General features: G+C 68.2%; 16 protein-coding genes and 1 pseudogene. 5 read left to right on the top strand and 12 right to left on the bottom strand.

Annotation, left to right across the window (positions count from 1 at the left end; genetic code table 11):
- Window positions 1–23: 23 nt before the first annotated feature.
- Complete coding sequence (locus ADL29_RS28615) at window positions 24–302, bottom strand: helix-turn-helix domain-containing protein (protein WP_053926466.1); 279 nt, start codon at window positions 300–302, stop codon at window positions 24–26.
- Window positions 303–738: 436 nt separating this feature from the next.
- On the opposite strand from ADL29_RS28615, the gene ADL29_RS42965 reads away from it, so the two are divergent.
- Both ADL29_RS42965 and ADL29_RS28625 read left to right on the top strand, forming a co-directional pair.
- A complete protein-coding gene (locus ADL29_RS42965; RefSeq protein ID WP_107095111.1) occupies window positions 739–960 on the top strand; it encodes a helix-turn-helix transcriptional regulator in 222 nt (73 codons plus the stop codon).
- A gap of 147 nt (window positions 961–1107) precedes the next feature.
- Window positions 1108–2418 carry a DUF3631 domain-containing protein gene (locus ADL29_RS28625; RefSeq protein WP_078971359.1) on the top strand — a complete coding sequence of 437 codons (1311 nt, stop codon included), beginning with the start codon at window positions 1108–1110 and terminating at the stop codon, window positions 2416–2418.
- 384 nt (window positions 2419–2802) lie between these two features.
- On the opposite strand, the gene ADL29_RS28630 is transcribed toward ADL29_RS28625, so the two are convergent.
- The 4 genes from ADL29_RS28630 to ADL29_RS28645 form a co-directional block, all read right to left on the bottom strand.
- Complete coding sequence (locus tag ADL29_RS28630) at window positions 2803–3369, bottom strand: HAD domain-containing protein (protein WP_053926467.1); 567 nt, start codon at window positions 3367–3369, stop codon at window positions 2803–2805.
- Window positions 3370–3398: 29 nt separating this feature from the next.
- Window positions 3399–4091 (bottom strand): class I SAM-dependent methyltransferase, encoded by a 693-nt coding sequence (locus ADL29_RS28635; protein WP_053926468.1) that lies wholly within the window; start codon window positions 4089–4091, stop codon window positions 3399–3401.
- Window positions 4092–5003, bottom strand: a complete 912-nt coding sequence (locus ADL29_RS28640) for a phosphotransferase family protein (RefSeq protein WP_053926469.1) — start codon at window positions 5001–5003, stop codon at window positions 4092–4094. It lies immediately after the preceding gene.
- 75 nt (window positions 5004–5078) lie between these two features.
- On the bottom strand, window positions 5079–5828 hold the full coding sequence (locus ADL29_RS28645) for a hypothetical protein (RefSeq protein ID WP_053926470.1): 750 nt from the start codon (window positions 5826–5828) through the stop codon (window positions 5079–5081).
- 223 nt (window positions 5829–6051) lie between these two features.
- Between ADL29_RS28645 and ADL29_RS28650 the strand changes: the two genes are divergently transcribed.
- Both ADL29_RS28650 and ADL29_RS28655 read left to right on the top strand, forming a co-directional pair.
- Window positions 6052–7407, top strand: coding sequence for an NsdA family TPR-like regulatory protein (locus ADL29_RS28650; protein ID WP_053926471.1), 1356 nt, complete (start codon window positions 6052–6054; stop codon window positions 7405–7407).
- A 1-nt stretch (window position 7408) separates the two neighbouring features.
- On the top strand, window positions 7409–7942 hold the full coding sequence (locus tag ADL29_RS28655; RefSeq protein WP_053926472.1) for an NUDIX domain-containing protein: 534 nt from the start codon (window positions 7409–7411) through the stop codon (window positions 7940–7942).
- Between the two features lie 131 nt (window positions 7943–8073).
- Here the strand turns inward: ADL29_RS28655 and ADL29_RS41810 are convergent, their stop codons facing one another.
- The 3 genes and pseudogenes from ADL29_RS41810 to glnA form a co-directional block, all read right to left on the bottom strand.
- Complete coding sequence (locus tag ADL29_RS41810; protein ID WP_078971360.1) at window positions 8074–8595, bottom strand: hypothetical protein; 522 nt, start codon at window positions 8593–8595, stop codon at window positions 8074–8076.
- Window positions 8596–8815: 220 nt separating this feature from the next.
- A pseudogene (locus tag ADL29_RS28660) lies at window positions 8816–9695 on the bottom strand (serine/threonine-protein kinase); the annotation flags it as partial.
- A 399-nt stretch (window positions 9696–10094) separates the two neighbouring features.
- Window positions 10095–11504, bottom strand: coding sequence for a type I glutamate--ammonia ligase (gene glnA, locus ADL29_RS28665; protein WP_046928402.1), 1410 nt, complete (start codon window positions 11502–11504; stop codon window positions 10095–10097).
- Window positions 11505–11796: 292 nt separating this feature from the next.
- Between glnA and ADL29_RS28670 the strand changes: the two genes are divergently transcribed.
- A complete protein-coding gene (locus tag ADL29_RS28670) occupies window positions 11797–12264 on the top strand; it encodes an RDD family protein (RefSeq protein ID WP_211274407.1) in 468 nt (155 codons plus the stop codon).
- Window positions 12265–12438: 174 nt separating this feature from the next.
- Here the strand turns inward: ADL29_RS28670 and ADL29_RS28675 are convergent, their stop codons facing one another.
- The 4 genes from ADL29_RS28675 to lipB form a co-directional block, all read right to left on the bottom strand.
- Window positions 12439–13143 carry a DUF4191 domain-containing protein gene (locus ADL29_RS28675; RefSeq protein WP_053926473.1) on the bottom strand — a complete coding sequence of 235 codons (705 nt, stop codon included), beginning with the start codon at window positions 13141–13143 and terminating at the stop codon, window positions 12439–12441.
- 10 nt (window positions 13144–13153) lie between these two features.
- Complete coding sequence (locus tag ADL29_RS28680) at window positions 13154–13369, bottom strand: SCO2195 family GlnR-regulated protein (protein WP_053926474.1); 216 nt, start codon at window positions 13367–13369, stop codon at window positions 13154–13156.
- A 208-nt stretch (window positions 13370–13577) separates the two neighbouring features.
- On the bottom strand, window positions 13578–14528 hold the full coding sequence (gene lipA, locus ADL29_RS28685) for a lipoyl synthase (RefSeq protein WP_046928405.1): 951 nt from the start codon (window positions 14526–14528) through the stop codon (window positions 13578–13580).
- A 141-nt stretch (window positions 14529–14669) separates the two neighbouring features.
- Complete coding sequence (gene lipB / locus ADL29_RS28690; protein ID WP_425424291.1) at window positions 14670–15443, bottom strand: lipoyl(octanoyl) transferase LipB; 774 nt, start codon at window positions 15441–15443, stop codon at window positions 14670–14672.
- Window positions 15444–15709 lie beyond the last annotated feature (266 nt).

Consider the following 15709-nt stretch of genomic DNA (forward strand, 5'->3'; position numbering starts at 1 on the left):
TCTTGTGCCAGCGGTCGTAGGGCTCAGCCACGGTGACCCGCTTCCTGCACGGCGCCCGATGGCAGCAAGAGGGCCATGGGAGAGATGCCGAGGGCAGCAGCGATGGCGGCGAGTTCGTCGACGTCGCAGCGTCGACGGATGCGCTCGATGCGAGAGATCGAGGTGTGGGGCAGGGGGTGGCCTAGCTCGGCGACGAGGGCGGAGAGCTGGCGTTGGCTCACGCCGTGAGCGCGTCGGAGGCTTTTGAGTTTGTGGGCGGTTTGGATTCCAGTGGGGCCGATTTCGACGGGGTGTTTTGGCATGGCGATGTTGTAGCTCGCGTTCCCGGGTTTGGGGAAACTGTATTTCCGCTGTATAAGGAGGCGCCCTTCGCGCCGCGTGGGTACTGTCGCTGTGCGTCTGAATGGTTACGGAATTGGCGGCCGGATTCTGTGATATGGTCCCGCACCTTTCGCCCGCAGGGGGTTGCCGGTGACTCGTTACACCTCCATGGCCTGGCACTTCGGTCAGGATCCGGCGTGAAGCGGAGCGCACCAGCAGGGCATCACGAAGCTGACACCAGGAAGTGGACTGGTCGCTCTCGACTGTGTGGAATGGGGCTCACTCTCACTGCTTCGACGTCCTGTGTGGATGCTGTTTGGTGCGGCCGTGAATTGTCTGCAAGATAGCGCTGGATGTTGCGGAAGATGCGTGGCTATGTTGGCCACACCGCCCGCCCAATTCAGCGAAGGGAAGCAAATGAAGCACACCGAGTCCCGCCAGGACGCTGGCAAGCACCGTCGCGCGCTGGCGAGTCCGCAGGAGATCTCCGACTACCTCTGCATCCCGGTGCGGACGCTGTACCAGTGGAAATACCGGGGCACCGGCCCGAAGGTCCACAAGGTCGGAAAGCATCTGCGTTACCGGTGGACGGAGGTCGACGCATGGCTCCAGACCCAGTCCCTGGATCTGGTCGCCTGAACCGCCGGATGACGAAGCGGCCCTCGGCGCGCCAACGCCGAGGGCCGAAGAGTCCCCAACCGACCGCCCGTACCTGAACGATGATGACGGTGGTGCGGAGCCTGCACGCTTCGTACCACCGGGTGAGGAACGTCCTTGAACCACCCTATGACGGCGCAGCCCGCCGTCGCATCCCACCAACCCGCCTGGCCACCGGTCGCCATCCCCGGGCAGGCCGGTGCCCACCGCGCTGCAGTGCCCACCGGTGACCGGGATTCGTCGCCCCCACCGGGCAGTGCAACGAGTGCCTCAGACACCGACGACATCCTGGCCGAGAACCGGTCAACGGATAGCACCGACCGCCCCGCCACTCCGTTCGTTGGCCCACTGACCGAGGGCGCTGACCTGCTGGCTGAACTGCGGTCAGCGATCGAAACGTTCGTGGTCTTGCCCCACCGGCAAGCCCTGGACGCGGTCACCTTGTGGGTTGCCGCCACACACCTGCAGCCTGCCTGGCAGCACGCCCCGCGCCTGGCGGTGGTGGGCCCGGCGAAGCGGTGCGGCAAGTCGAGGCTGCTGGACGTGTTGCACGAGACCGTCCACGACCCGTTCATCACGGTCAACTCGACCCCGGCGGCCATCTTCCGCTCCATCACCGCCAACCCGCCCACCCTCCTGGTGGACGAGGCGGACACCATCTTCGGCAGCCCCAAGGTGGCGGAGAAGAACGAGGAGATGCGCGGTCTGCTCAACTCCGGCCACCACCGCAACCGGCCGACCACCCGGGTCGCGGGAAATGACCACCAGCCCACCAAATTCCGCACCTTCGCGATGGCTGCCCTGGCCGGCATCGGGGACCTTCCCGACACGATCATGGACCGGTCTGTGGTCATCCGCATGCGCCGCCGTGCACCGGGCGAGAAGGTGCGGCCCTACCGCTCACGCCGCGACACTCCTGCCCTCAACGCCCTGCGGCATCGGCTGGCGGCTTGGCTTGGCCCACACCTGGAGGAGGCTGCCGACTCCGAGCCGGTCATGCCGGTCGAGGACCGCGCGGCTGATACCTGGGAGCCGCTGATCGTCGTCGCCGACCTGGCGGGAGGCCCCTGGCCTGCCTGGGCCCGTACCGCCTGCCAGATGATGACCGCATACGAGCAGGGTCAGGAGGAGGACCACGGCGGGCTGAAGATCCGCATCCTGACGGACATCCGTCAGGTCTTCGCCTCCTACGGCAACCCCGACGCGCTGCCGACCGAGAGCCTGCTCGCCGCCCTGCGAGTCGATGCGGAAGGGCCTTGGGCCGAGTACGGCAACGGTGGGCTGAGCGCACGCGGCCTGCAACTCCTTCTGGCCGACTACCAGATCAGGTCCGCCAACCACCGCTTCGGCGACATTGGCCAGCGCAAGGGCTTCTCACGCAGCCAGTTCACCGACGCCTGGATGCGTTACTGCCCTCCACCCGCACGCACTGCCCCGTAACCCGGCCTCACTCGTCCCACTCGTCCCCGCGCAGGTCAGCGCGGGGACGACTCTCTGCGTGGGACGAGTCCACCCGTCCCGCATATCGGACCGACCTTGCGCCGATACGAGTCGACCCGTACCACCGGATGCGACCCTCCGCGCCCTGACCAGGCATGCAACGGGTGGGACGGGTGCAAGGCCGCCCGGCACGGAAACTGACGCGGCTGCCACGCCCCAACCCACGCAGCAAGCTGTAGCTTCCGAAACTCCTCCGCAGCCCGTGGCCGCGGAGGAGTTTCGGAAGCGCATGCCCCGCCCGGGAGGGGCGGGGAAGCCCGGCACCAGCGGGCGCTGGGGGTCGAGGCAGCGACCGGGGGCGGATCGCAGCGAGAAGGGCACTGCTCAGCATCTCGCCGTTGCTGCAGTCCCTGCATCGTGGAGTGGCTTCCCAGTCGCCCACTTCCGCACCGTCGCCAAGTGCTCCGGTAGCAGCCCGATGTACGGATCCGGCTGTACGAGCAAGGTAGGGGTGCCGCCGGCATCGCGCTCCGCTGCCCATTCCTGGTCGAGGTCGGTGAAGTCGTCGTCGATCCAGGCGACCGGCGCGTCCGCGATCCAGGCGTCGACGTGGTCGCGTTTCCACAGGTAGCCGTTGGGGTGGCTGGTGGTGATCTGCGGACGCGGGAGGTCAACGTACGGGAAGGACGGGAGACAGAGGAGCGGTCCGATCAGGGTGGTGGCGTCCTGGCGCCAGCTGGTGCACCAGACCGGGGTGACCAGGCCGCTCCGGATCACATCCATGAGCAGGGGGCCATGGGCAGGGTTGAGCCAGACCGTGACCGCGTCGTCGGCGCTACGGCCAGCGGGGACGACGTCGTGGCGGGCATGAGTCGGCGGGCTGGTCCCGATGGCGGCGGGGAAAGGTATGAGGACGCCGTCAATGTCGAGGAGCAGGTAGGGCAGGCGCATCCGTTCCTCCGTAGGGAGCCGGGGCGGGGTCAGAGTTTGCGCGCGGTGATCAGCAGGGTGGTGGGCCGGCGGCCATTGCGGGCGTCGTTGAACTCGTGGGCCGAGGTGAGCGAGAGGCCCGCGCGAGCGAGGTGCTTGTCCCAGCGTTCGGTGTCGAAGTCCCAGCGGGCGATCGGGAGCCGGGTGCGGTCGGGGAGCGTGACGAAGTCGCGGCGAGGCCGGTCGTCGGTGGCGCGATGCCGGTGGCCGCGCTGGGGGTGCGGAACGGAGAAGGCAAGCGTGCAGCCGGGCTTGAGGCGCTGCGCGATGGCCGGTAGCAGGAGTTCGGGAGCGACGAGGCCGATGGCGCCGAAGACCGAGTAGATTGCGTCGAACTGCTCATTGGACGCCTGCAGGTAGTGAAGTGCGTGGCCGGCGACGAAGGTCAGGTTGTTAAGCCGTCCGTAGTGCGAGCGTGCTCGGCGAATCTGAAGACCGACCTGGTCGACGCCGGTGACACGAGCACCGTGACGGGTGGCGAGGCACGCGGCGTTGTGACCAGGCCCGCAACCTAGTTCCACCACACGCTTGCGGCGCAGGTCGGGGCCGAGGATCTCGGCGCCGGGGCCGTTGCCGCGCCGTGTGGTCCATTCCACCCGTGCTGGCACGGCCAGCGGCTCGGCAGGGCTGGCCGCAGTGCGTTGCAGCGCGTGGGCGTACCACGGAGAAGTCTGGGCGAGCACCTAGACAGCCAGAAGTTGGAGGACGTCGGCCAGGTGACGGCGTACCGTCCTGATGTACGCGGGGTCGTGGACGGGGCAGTTGATCCAGCGGATGGACTGCTCCATGAACCACTCGACGGCCCACATGCGGTGCCAGCCCAGCGCCCATTTTTCAGCAGGAAGCCCACCGCGCTCGGCGAGGGCTTCGGGGGTTCCGCCCTCGGTGACGTATGCCTCCAGGAAGACGCGCAGGCGTACGGGGTCGGGGGCATCGAGGGTGCCGTGGTAGCTGGCCAGGTCGAGCAGGCCGGGGCCGGTGAAGGCGCGGGCGAAGTCCAGCAGCCGCCAGCCGCGCTGGCCGATGTGGAGGCTGGTGGGGTGGAACTCGGAGTGCACCCAGCCGAACGGGGCGAGTGTGGCTCCGGCTGCGCGGTCCTCGGCGGCCTGGGCGATCTGGTTGAGGGCGTGCTCGATGTCGTCGGTGTCCTGCCAGCGCTCTTCCTTGCGAAGCCGGTCGAGGTGGTCCAGGGCTCGGTTCGGCAGTGCCCGCAGAGCCTCCTCGCCGAGGACGGGGAGGGCGGGTGCGGTCGGAGTGCGGTGAAGGACTACCGCTGCGGCGGCTCCATCGAGGTCGTCGGCATCACGGATGGGATTGCCGAGGTCTTCCAGCAGCATCCCGAGCCAGTCGCCCGTGACCGCGGAGGCGTGCACGATGGGCACGGGAACACCGAGCGTGTGTGCCAGTCGGAGGACCTGGTCCTCACTGTCGAACGGCCTCTTGGCGTACTTGAAGATGCGCGTGGTGCCGTCAGGGAAGGAGAGCCGCTCGACGCCGGACATGGACCACACCCGGACCTCGGTCCGTTCGGGCTGTGGCTGGCCGGTGATGGTGAGCAGGTCGTCCAGGAGTGCGGCGTTGAGGTTCGTGTCCATAGGGGCTCCAGTGCTGTGGAGGCATCCGGGGCGGGTGCGAGAGCGGGCCCGCCCCAGAGCCTGGTCGTACGGGGGTTATGCGGGATCGGTCACGCGGTGGGCGTAGACCTGCTCGATCCATCCGGCCTTGAAGGCCGCGAGGTCGTCGCGGAAGGTGGCCATCGAGGCACCGTAGGGCGCCACGACGCCGCCGGACTGGTCCGGCACGGACTGGCAGCCGTGCACGAGCCGTCCACCGAGGGCGGTGTGGGCCTTGATGGACTCGATACGGCGGTGCTCGTTGAACCAGCCGCCGTGGTAGACCTCGTCGAGCAGCCCGCCCATCTCCTCGTCCAGGTCGAAGACGACCGAGGTGGCGGCGGGGAAGAACCAGCAGGGGCCGACGTTGGAGATGTGTCCGTCCAGCTCGACCTTGTTCAGTGCCATCAGCGTGGCCGCCTCACGCAGCATCCGCAGATGTTCGGCGGTGATCTGTGACAGGCCGAGGCCGGCGAGGTGCTCGTCGCGGAACAGGTACGCGTACACCTCGTACGCGGTGGCCAGAACCAGGGCCGCGTCGGAGGTGGACTCACCGTGGGCCTTGATGAAGTCCAGCGCGAGCTGTTCGACCGCGCTCTCAGCCGTCTCCTGCACTTCCATGAGCTGGGACTTGACCAGCTCCCAGTCGGCGACGAGCCAGGTGTGCGACTCGAAGCGGAAGAAGTACTCAGCCGGGTCGATGGTGATGCGCCGGCCGTCGACCTGGATGCCGGGCAGGCGGCTCCAGCGCGTGTCGAACGCCTCGGGGAGCTCGACCGTGATGGCCGTGGTTTCGATGGTGGTCACCGTGTCTCCGTCTCTGTTCGGCCGGATCAGGCATACGCATGCCCGAACTCGGTGTAGGCGTACGGAACTTCGGGAAACCGCCCGAACCAAGGGGGAAGCCTGGGTTACGGTCGCGCCGTTCCGGTCGGCTGGTGTTCAGTGAACCCCTCGTCACGCGCAGTGGGTACGGTGAGAGGCAGTTGGAGCGGTATACGCGGTTTACAGCCCCGGATCGGAGGCGGTCGTGGCAGCGCAGAGAGAACCCAACTCCCGTCTGCGCGAGACCATCGATGCGACCAGCTGCACGTATGAGGCGCTGGCGAAAGATGTCCGTCGAGTCGCCGCGGAGAACGGCGAGATCCTTCAGACCAACAAGTCGGCCGTCTCCCACTGGGTGAATGGCACCCGCCAGCCCACCGGCCGCACCGGCCAGTACCTCGCCGAGGCACTCTCCCGTCGAGCGGGCCGCACGATCACCCAGATCGAAATCGGCCTGCGGGCGCCGCAAACAGAGGCGACGGACGAGCCGGACCCCGTTCTCGCCGCCACCGACCTGGGCCGCGCCGACGTCGAACGCCGCCGCTTCCTCGCGGTGGCTGCTTTCACCACCGCCGGCGTTGCCATGCCGCTCGCATACGACCACGAGGCCACTGCTCGTATGCTCCGTACCCGCACTGGCATGGTCATGGCCGGCGTGGAAGACGTGGACGTCGTACGGCAGGTCACCGTAGCCTTCAGCGCCGCCGACGAACGCCTCGGCGGAGGCCATGGCCTGACTACCGTCACTGCCTACCTCGCCGACACCGCCGCACCCATGCTCCGCGGGCGATTCCCCAGCGAAGCCTTACGCCGCGCTGCCTTCGGCGCGGTCGCCGAACTTGCCTACCTGGCAGGCTGGAAGCACCACGACCTCGGCCAGGAAGGCGCTGCCCAGCGCTACTACCAGGTCGGATATCAGCTCGCCTACGAAGCTGACCCGCATGGCCACGCCGCTTGGATGATGCGAGCCCTCGCCCACCAGGCCCTCAGCCTCAAACAGCCCCACCACTGCGTCGACCTCGTCGAAGGCGCTCTCGCCCGTGGTCTCGGCCACATCGACGGCCAGACCGAAGCCCTCCTCCACATCACCCACGCCCGTGCCTACGCCTCCGTCGGCGAGAAGCCCGCCGCAGCCCGTGCCCTCCTCGCCGCTGAAGACGCCCTGCTCCGCGACGATGCACCCCAGCCCAGCTACTCCCGCGTCAGCGGCCCAGCAGCCGGGACCGTCGCAAGCCACACCGCCCGCACACTTACCGACCTCGCTGACCACGTCGGCACCGAACAGCAGCACCGCGACGCCCTCGTCCGCTGGGACCCCGAAAAGTACAAGCGGGTCCACGCCCTCACCTACGCCGACCTCGGCGACAGCCTTGCCGCCCAGGCCCGCGCCGACGAGGCGGTCGCCGCCTGGTCCCAGGCTCTGGCCCTCATGGAGGGCATGACCTCGGACCGCACCCGTAAGGCCATCACTTCACTGAGATCGACCCTTGCCATCTACCAGCGGCGAAAAGTACCCGGAGCCGCCGAACTCGCCCGCCGCGCACGCGAGGCGCTCGCCTAACATGCCCACCAACCCGGCCGACGAAGGGACCACTGTGGCTCAGCCGACAACCGACGACCAGCCCAAAGCCCTCAAGCCCGCGCTCGAATCCATGACGCTGCTGGTCGCCGCCGTCATCGTCCACGACAAGGCCACAAACCGCGTTGTCCTGCTCCAGCGCAGCGATCGGGCCAAGTTTGCCCAGGGCATGTGGGACCTTCCAGTCGGAAAGAGCGAACCCGGCGAACCCATCACCGAAACCGCCGTCCGTGAGCTCTACGAAGAGACCGGCCTCACGGTTAAGCCGGAGTCCCTGAAGGTCGCCCACATCATCCACGGTGCCTGGGGCGTCGAAGCTCCCAATGGCTTCCTCACCGTCGTCTTCGCCACCCAGGAATGGATCGGCGAACCCGAAAATCGTGAGCCACGCAAACACGCCCAGGTCCGATGGGTCAACACCGACGCCATCCCCGAAGAGTTCGTGGACACCACCGCCAGCGCGCTGCACCGGTACCTTATCGGAGGGCCCCAGGTGTCCCTCGACGGCTGGGGGTAACCAGTCCTCATCAGCCATCGACCACGCGTTTCAGCGTCCTTACTGGAATCAGCCCCGTTCAGTGGGCTGATTCCCACCAGCCTGGTTCGTCCGAGCGTGGCTGCCAGTGCGCCGCTCTGGGACGCAAGCGCTCAAGGCACGGGTGGACTTGGGGGCTGTGCCTGGGCAGCGGCGTTCGTGGCAGTCCGAGCGCTACGGGCCACAGCTTTCATGTCGGCGGTGTCGCTTCGCCGTAGCACGAAGATCTTCGCCAGCGCGATCAGGCTTGGCCCGCAGAGCAGCGTGGCCAGCCACCACACCTCTTTGGCGATGTATACACCGGCGCCAAGCATCGCCACACTGACGACTGCTCCTGCGTACAGGCTCGTCATTTGGAAGGCGTGTTGGCGCCGTTCGCGGATCTCGCGGTTTTTCCGCTCTGCGGCTCTTGTGGCAGCTGCCGCCGCCCGTTGGGTGGACTCCCGTTGTAACTCCAGTTGCCTGAGCCGGATTTGATGCTCCCTCTTGAGCTGGGGTTCCAGTGCTTCCAAGGCGACCTTGAGCTGCTCCGGTCCGCCCAGCGCCGCTCCCCATTTCATTGCGATTTCGATCCCTGCGGAAACGACCGGGTCGCTATTCGGGCCAGGAAGAGCGTTGCTGTCTTCCACGTTCACTGTTGCGCGCCTCCGTCGCCGGTTCCAGCTGGTGTGTAGTCAAGCTCGGTGGGCTCGGGAGGGGAGCCCAGTCGCACGAAGAGCCGCGCCAGAGTGTGCTCGAGTGTCTCCACTGCCGTCTCGGCCATGGCTGCCGTTTCATCATCCGGCATGGCGCTCGAGCCGGGGGAAGCCGATGCCGATGTCGTGTCCGTGCGGCCCGCGTCCGATCCCGAGGCGCTCCTGAGCGGACCGTCCGGCCCGTATCTGGCCGGCAGCGGACCGATGTGGTCGAAGACCTCGACGACCTCTTCCTCGATCGTCGCGTCCGGCAGCATCTCGACTGCCGCCAGGAGCAACTTTCGTGCCCCGGCAGCCGTCTTGAACCGGGATTCCGGGGTTGGGTGCACCAGGGAAGCTAACACCTGCCACAGCTGCTCCGGCACGCCCTCGGGCGCGTCGGGGATGCCGTTCTCGAAGTGCCCGATGAGCGCCTCGGGGTCCGGCTTGGTCCCTGTCAGCAGGTGGATCGCCACCAGGCCGACTGCGAAGAGGTCCGCGGGGAAGTCCGGTTCGGCGCCGAACATCTGCTCCGGAGCGAAGTAACCAGGCGTACCCACCACATAGTTGCCCTCGCTGAGCAGCCGCTCGCCCTTGCGAATCGCGATGCCGAAGTCCGACAGCCGCAGATGCGGTCGGCCGGTGCCGGTGGCCTCCAGAAGGAGGTTCGCCGGCTTGATGTCGCGGTGCACTACCCCCTCCGCGTGCACCGCGGTCAATCCCGCCAGCAGCTGGTCCAGCAGCGTACACACGAACCGCGGCGGAAGCGGGCCGTAGTCGGCGATCAGGTAGGCGAGCGAGCCGCCGGCGACGAGGTCCATGATGATTAGGACTCTGTCGTTGTCGACGGCCCAATTAATCGGCGCGAGCACATTGGGGTGATCGATTCGCAGCCCCTGCTCACGGACGAAACGCGGCAGGGTGCCTGCATCGCTCTGCTGAAGGATCTTGGCGGCCACGTAGCGGCGCTGTTGATGGTCCCAGGCTCGCCAGACGATACCGACGCCGCCGCGTCCGATCGGATCGACCAGCTCGTATCGGCCGGCGAAGACTCCACCCATGGTTCCGCGTCGCTCCCCCTTCGGCTGATTCCCCCTAGGGTCCCAGTTCCGAGACCCGCAACGCCACTCGCGCGATCAGTGAGCACTGACCACGAACTCATTATGTTCCACCATGCCCTGGACGCGGCCGACCTGTAGCCCCATACCGAGATCAGGTTGGGGCATGCTGTTGCGCTCCCTCAGGGGCAAGCTGCCGAATCAGCGAAGGTCGCTACCCACATACGGGGTAGCGACCTTCGCTGTCGTGGCTGACATCAAGTCAGAGAATTGGCCGGGCGGTGCACACCCGGTGCACAAGCCCCTGGAAACCAGCCGGGAACAATGGGAACCACTGAGCAGCGTTTTCCCAGCTCACAGCAGGTTTCCGGAGCCTAGGCCCAGGTCACCCGACCCCGCTTCTTAAATGTCGAAGTACAGCTCGAACTCGTGCGGGTGCGGCCGCAGCTGGATCGGGGCGATTTCGTTGGTGCGCTTGTAGTCGATCCAGGTCTCGATCAGGTCGGAGGTGAAGACACCGCCCTGCTGGAGGTACTCGTTGTCGGCCTCGAGGGCGTCGAGGACGGCAGGGAGGGAGGTGGGGACCTGGGGGACGCTCGCGTGCTCCTCGGGGGCGAGCTCGTAGAGGTCCTTGTCGATCGGCTCGGCGGGCTCGATCTTGTTCTTCACGCCGTCGAGGCCCGCGAGGAGGAGGGCGGAGAAGGCGAGGTAGGGGTTCGAGGACGGGTCCGGGGCGCGGAACTCGACGCGCTTGGCCTTCGGGTTCGAGCCGGTGATCGGGATGCGCATGGCTGCGGAGCGGTTGCGCTGGGAGTAGACCAGGTTGACCGGGGCCTCGAAGCCGGGGACCAGGCGGTGGTAGGAGTTCACCGTCGGGTTGGTGAAGGCCAGCAGCGACGGAGCGTGCTTGAGGATGCCGCCGATGTAGTAGCGGGCGGTGTCCGAGAGGCCCGCGTAGCCCTGCTCGTCGTAGAAGAGGGGCGCGCCGGCCTGCCACAGCGACTGGTGGACGTGCATGCCGGAGCCGTTGTCGCCGAAGATCGGCTTGGGCATGAAGGTGGCGGTCTTGCCGTTGCGCCAGGCGACGTTCTTCACGATGTACTTGAAGAGCATCAGGTCGTCGGCGGCGGCGAGGAGGGTGTTGAACTTGTAGTTGATCTCCGCCTGGCCGGCCGTGCCGACCTCGTGGTGCTGGCGCTCGACCTGGAGGCCGGACGCCTCCAGCTCCAGGGAGATCTCGGCGCGCAGGTCGGCGAAGTGGTCGACCGGCGGGGCCGGGAAGTAGCCGCCCTTGTAGCGGACCTTGTAGCCGCGGTTGTCCTCGACCGCGCCGGTGTTCCAGGCGCCGGCCTCGGAGTCGATGTGGTAGAAGCCCTCGTTCGACGTCGTGTTGAAGCGCACGGAGTCGAAGACGTAGAACTCGGCCTCGGGGCCGAAGTACGCGGTGTCCGCGATGCCGGTGGAGGCGAGGTAGGCCTCGGCCTTCTTGGCGATGTTGCGCGGGTCGCGGCTGTACTGCTCACCCGTGATCGGGTCGTGGATGAAGAAGTTGATGTTGACGGTCTTGTCGCGGCGGAACGGGTCCACCCGGGCGGTGGAGAGGTCGGCGCGCAGAGCCATGTCCGACTCGTGGATGGCCTGGAAGCCGCGGATCGAGGAGCCGTCGAAGGCGAGCTCCTCGGCCGGGTCGAAGGCCTTTGCCGGGATCGTGAAGTGCTGCATCACACCGGGCAGGTCGCAGAACCGGACGTCGATGAACTTGACGTCCTCGTCCGCGATGAACTTCTTGGCCTCGTCGGCGTTCTGGAACATCCAACTCCTCCTAGCCCGGTCACCGGTCGGCGGACACGGGGTTGCCGGGGTTGCTACTCGGAGCGCGTCCATGTGCGGTGGCGCGCTCGCCCGACCATAGGCAGGCGGGATTTCCCAAGCATGACCCATTTGTTTCGCCGAGGTTAACCGCCGCGCGGTCCCTTTTGTCCCCTAGTGTGCGCCAAAGAGAGGCAATGGCGGGTGGCCCCCGTGCGCCTGTTGCGAAGGCCGCCCGTCCGCCCTGTACCGGCCCTCCGGAAGGGAACGTATGCGCTCGCAGTACCGTGGACGGGTGGACAACAGGCAAGCAATCGGATCGTGGATCTCCGGGCCCCGCGCGACGGCCGAGGACATGGGCGTCGACTTCGGATACCGCGGCGAGCGGCTCGGGCTGCCGGAGCAGGGGCCGGGCTCGATCGCGCGGTTCGGGCGCCGGCTCGCCGCGATCTTCATCGACTGGGCGCTGTGCATGCTCATCGCGTACGGGCTGCTCAGCGGCGGCAAGGCACAGGCGACGAGCAACTGGGCGCTGGTGGTCTTCGGGGTGCTCAGCCTGCTGACGGTCGGCACGGTCGGCTTCACACCGGGCAAGCGGCTGCTGGGCCTGCGGGTGGTCGCGGAGGGCGGCGGGCGCATCTCGCTGCCGCGGGTGGTGCTGCGGACCCTGCTCCTCATGCTGGTCATCCCGGCCGTGATCTGGGACCGCGACGGGCGCGGGCTGCACGACCGGCTCGCCCGTTCGGTGCAGGTCCGGATCTGAGCGCCGGGCCGTACGGGCCGCCGCCGCGTACGCCCCGTACCCGCCCCTGACCGGCCTCGTATACAACGGCCCGCATCCGCTGACGCGGACCGGCACGGAACGCCCCCCGACCGACGAAGAACGCCCCGGAGCCGACGGCTCCGGGGCGTTCTGACGGATCGGGTCGGGTCGGGTTCAGCGCCCCTTGCCGTTGCCCTTCGGCATCCGCATGCCCTTCGGCATCGGGCCCTTGGGCACCGGCATGTTGCTCATCAGGTCGCCGAGTGCGCGCAGCCGGTCGTTGACGGCCGTCACCTGGGCGCCGGGCAGGACGCGGGGGAGCTTCAGGAGGGTGGTGCGCAGCTTCTTGAGGGGCACCTGGCCCTCGCCGTCGCCGACGATGATGTCGTGCACGGGGGCGTCCGCGACGGTGCGGGCCATCCGCTTCTTCTCGGCGGCCAGGAGCCCGCGCAGACGGTTCGGGTTGCCCTCGCCCACCAGGACGATGCCGGCCTTGCCGACGGCGCGGTGCACCACGTCCTGGCTGCGGTTCATGGCCACCGCGGGGGTGGTCGTCCAGCCGCGGCCGACGTTGTCCAGCACGGCCGCCGCAGCCCCCGGCTGGCCCTCCATCTGCCCGAAGGCAGCACGCTCGGCGCGCCGTCCGAAGACGATCGCCATCGCGAGGAAGGCCAGGACGAAGCCCAGAATGCCCGCGTAGACGGGATGGCCGATCATGAAGCCGATGGCAAGGAGAACGCCGAATACGACGATGCCCACGCCAGCGACGACCAGACCGACCTTGGAGTCGACCCGACGGGTCATCTTGTAGGTCAGGGCGATCTGCTTCAGCCGCCCGGGGTTCTCAGCGCCGGCAGCGCCGTCAGAGTTCCTCGCCATACAGCGAAGTTTACGTGGCCTGCGGATGGCCGGTCGCCGCGGCCTCCAGTACGTACTGGGCCTCGCGCCGGTCCTTGGCGCGGCGGCGGTCCTCCAGGACCGATGTCCACGCGTTGCGGCGGGCGGTGCGCTGGCCGCCGCGCAGCAGAACGGCTTCGACCGCGCGCAGCGCGCCGGTCACGGAGGGGAGAGGACGGGACGGGGCGCGAAGCGGCGCGGCCTGCATGGTGATGGACTCCCTCGGGGAGGTCGGAGGAGCGATGGCTGCGGGAGCAGTGTGTGCATCCATCGTCACGGAACGGTGTTACCAACGGATGACCTGCTGGTCAAACACCTATGAAACGTTGACGCGGCCCGCAGTCCCCAGCCTTGGGGAGTGCGGGCCGCGTCCTCACAGCATGTGCCACGATTCACATGTCGGCGCGCCGGGCGGCTCAAACCGCCTGACTGGACGCCTCGACCTCGCGCCGCTCTATGGCCTGCTGGTAAAGGCGGCCGGCGCGGTAGGAGGAGCGGACCAGCGGGCCGGACATGACACCCGCGTAGCCGATCTCCTCGGCCTCCTCCTTGAGCTCCACGAACTCCTGGGGCTTGACCCACCGCTCGATGGGGTGATGCCGCACGGAGGGGCGCAGGTACTGCGTGATCGTGATCAGCTCGCAGCCCGCGTCGTACAGGTCCTGCAGCGCCTGGCTGATCTCCTCGCGCTCCTCGCCCATGCCCAGGATCAGGTTGGACTTGGTGACCAGGCCGGCCTCGCGGGCCTTGGTGATGACCTCCAGCGACCGCTCGTAGCGGAAGGCGGGGCGGATGCGCTTGAAGATCCGCGGAACGGTCTCGACGTTGTGGGCCAGCACCTCCGGGCGGGAGGAGAAGACCTCGGCCAGCTGCTCGGGGACCGCGTTGAAGTCGGGGATCAGCAGCTCGACGCCGGTGTCCGGCATGGCGGCGTGGATCTGCCGCACCGTCTCGGCGTAGAGCCAGGCGCCGCCGTCCTCGAGGTCGTCGCGCGCGACGCCGGTGATCGTGGCGTACTTCAGGCCCATGGTCTGGACGGACTCGGCAACCCGGCGGGGCTCGTCGCGGTCCAGCTCCTTGGGCTTGCCGGTGTCGATCTGGCAGAAGTCGCAGCGGCGCGTGCACTGCTCACCGCCGATGAGGAACGTCGCCTCGCGGTCCTCCCAGCATTCGAAGATGTTGGGACAGCCCGCCTCCTGGCAGACCGTGTGCAGGCCCTCGCTCTTGACCAGGCCCTGCAGATGGTTGTACTCGGGACCCATTTTCGCCCGGGTCTTGATCCACTCGGGCTTGCGCTCGATGGGGGTCTGGCTGTTCCGGACCTCCAGGCGCAGCATCTTGCGTCCGTCGGGTGCGACAGCGGACACGTCCGGCTCCCTACGACTTCGTTGCTTTGGCGTCCACAAGGGTACGCCCGAAAATTCGCACGTATTTACGCGCATGTGCCAACCCCCTGGGACGGGGGTGCATTCCCGGCGGCGGACCGGCTGCCCGGGGCAGCCGTGCGGTCACACCGCGCGGGGCAGGAGCTCGGCGCCCTCCAGGACGTCGCGCAGATGCTTCTCCACGACGGGCACCACCTCGGCGATGGTGACGTCGCGGCCCAGCTCGCCCGCGAGCGAGGCGACACCGGCGTCACGGATGCCGCACGGCACGATCTTGTCGAACGAGGTGTTGTCCGGGTTCACGTTCAGCGCGAAACCGTGCATCGTGACGCCCTTGGCGACGCGGATGCCGATCGCGGCGAGCTTGCGGTCCTCGCGGCGCTGGCCGGCGTTGGAGGGGGCGTACTCGGGGCCGTTCAGCCGCGGGTCGAACAGCTCGTCCGCCACCCGCGGGTCGAAGTCCAGATCCAGGCCGCCCAGGGCCGCCCGCTGCTCCGCTGCGCCCATGGCGTCTCCCAGCACCCAGACGCCGCTGCGCCCCTCGACCCGGCTGCTCGCCACGCCGAACTCGGCACAGACCCGGATCAGCGCCTCCTCGAGGCGGCGGACATGGGCGACGACGTCGACCGGGCGCGGCAGCTTCTGGATGGGGTAGCCGACCAGCTGGCCGGGGCCGTGCCAGGTGATCTTGCCGCCGCGGTCCACATCGATGACCGGGGTGCCGTCCAGCGGACGCTCGTCGTCGGTCGTCCGGCGGCCCGCGGTGTACACGGGCGGATGCTCCAGCAGCAGACAGGTGTCCGGGGCCTCGTCGGCGAACCGGGCGGCGTGCACCCTGCGCTGCTCCTGCCACGCGGTCTCGTAGTCCACGGCGTCCGCACCGAAGCCCAGATGCACAAAGCGCAGCCCCTCGGGTGCGGGGGTCTCCCCCCGAGAGATCGCAGTCACGGCAGCTCCTCTTCGCACTTTCGTCTCCCGCTGCTCGGTGTCGCACCAGGAGAGCCACATCGCGCCCATGCCACTGTACGACCGCGCCGCCCGCCCGCCGCAGGCGGCCGGTTCCGGGCGCCCGGCACGGCCGCCGGTGCCCTGCTCACACGATCGGATGAACGCGGGGCACAGGCCGTCAGAACGGCGCCGAAGGCCGTTACATTCACGCCGTC

The organism is Streptomyces chattanoogensis, assembly GCF_001294335.1.
GTDB lineage: Bacteria > Actinomycetota > Actinomycetes > Streptomycetales > Streptomycetaceae > Streptomyces > Streptomyces chattanoogensis.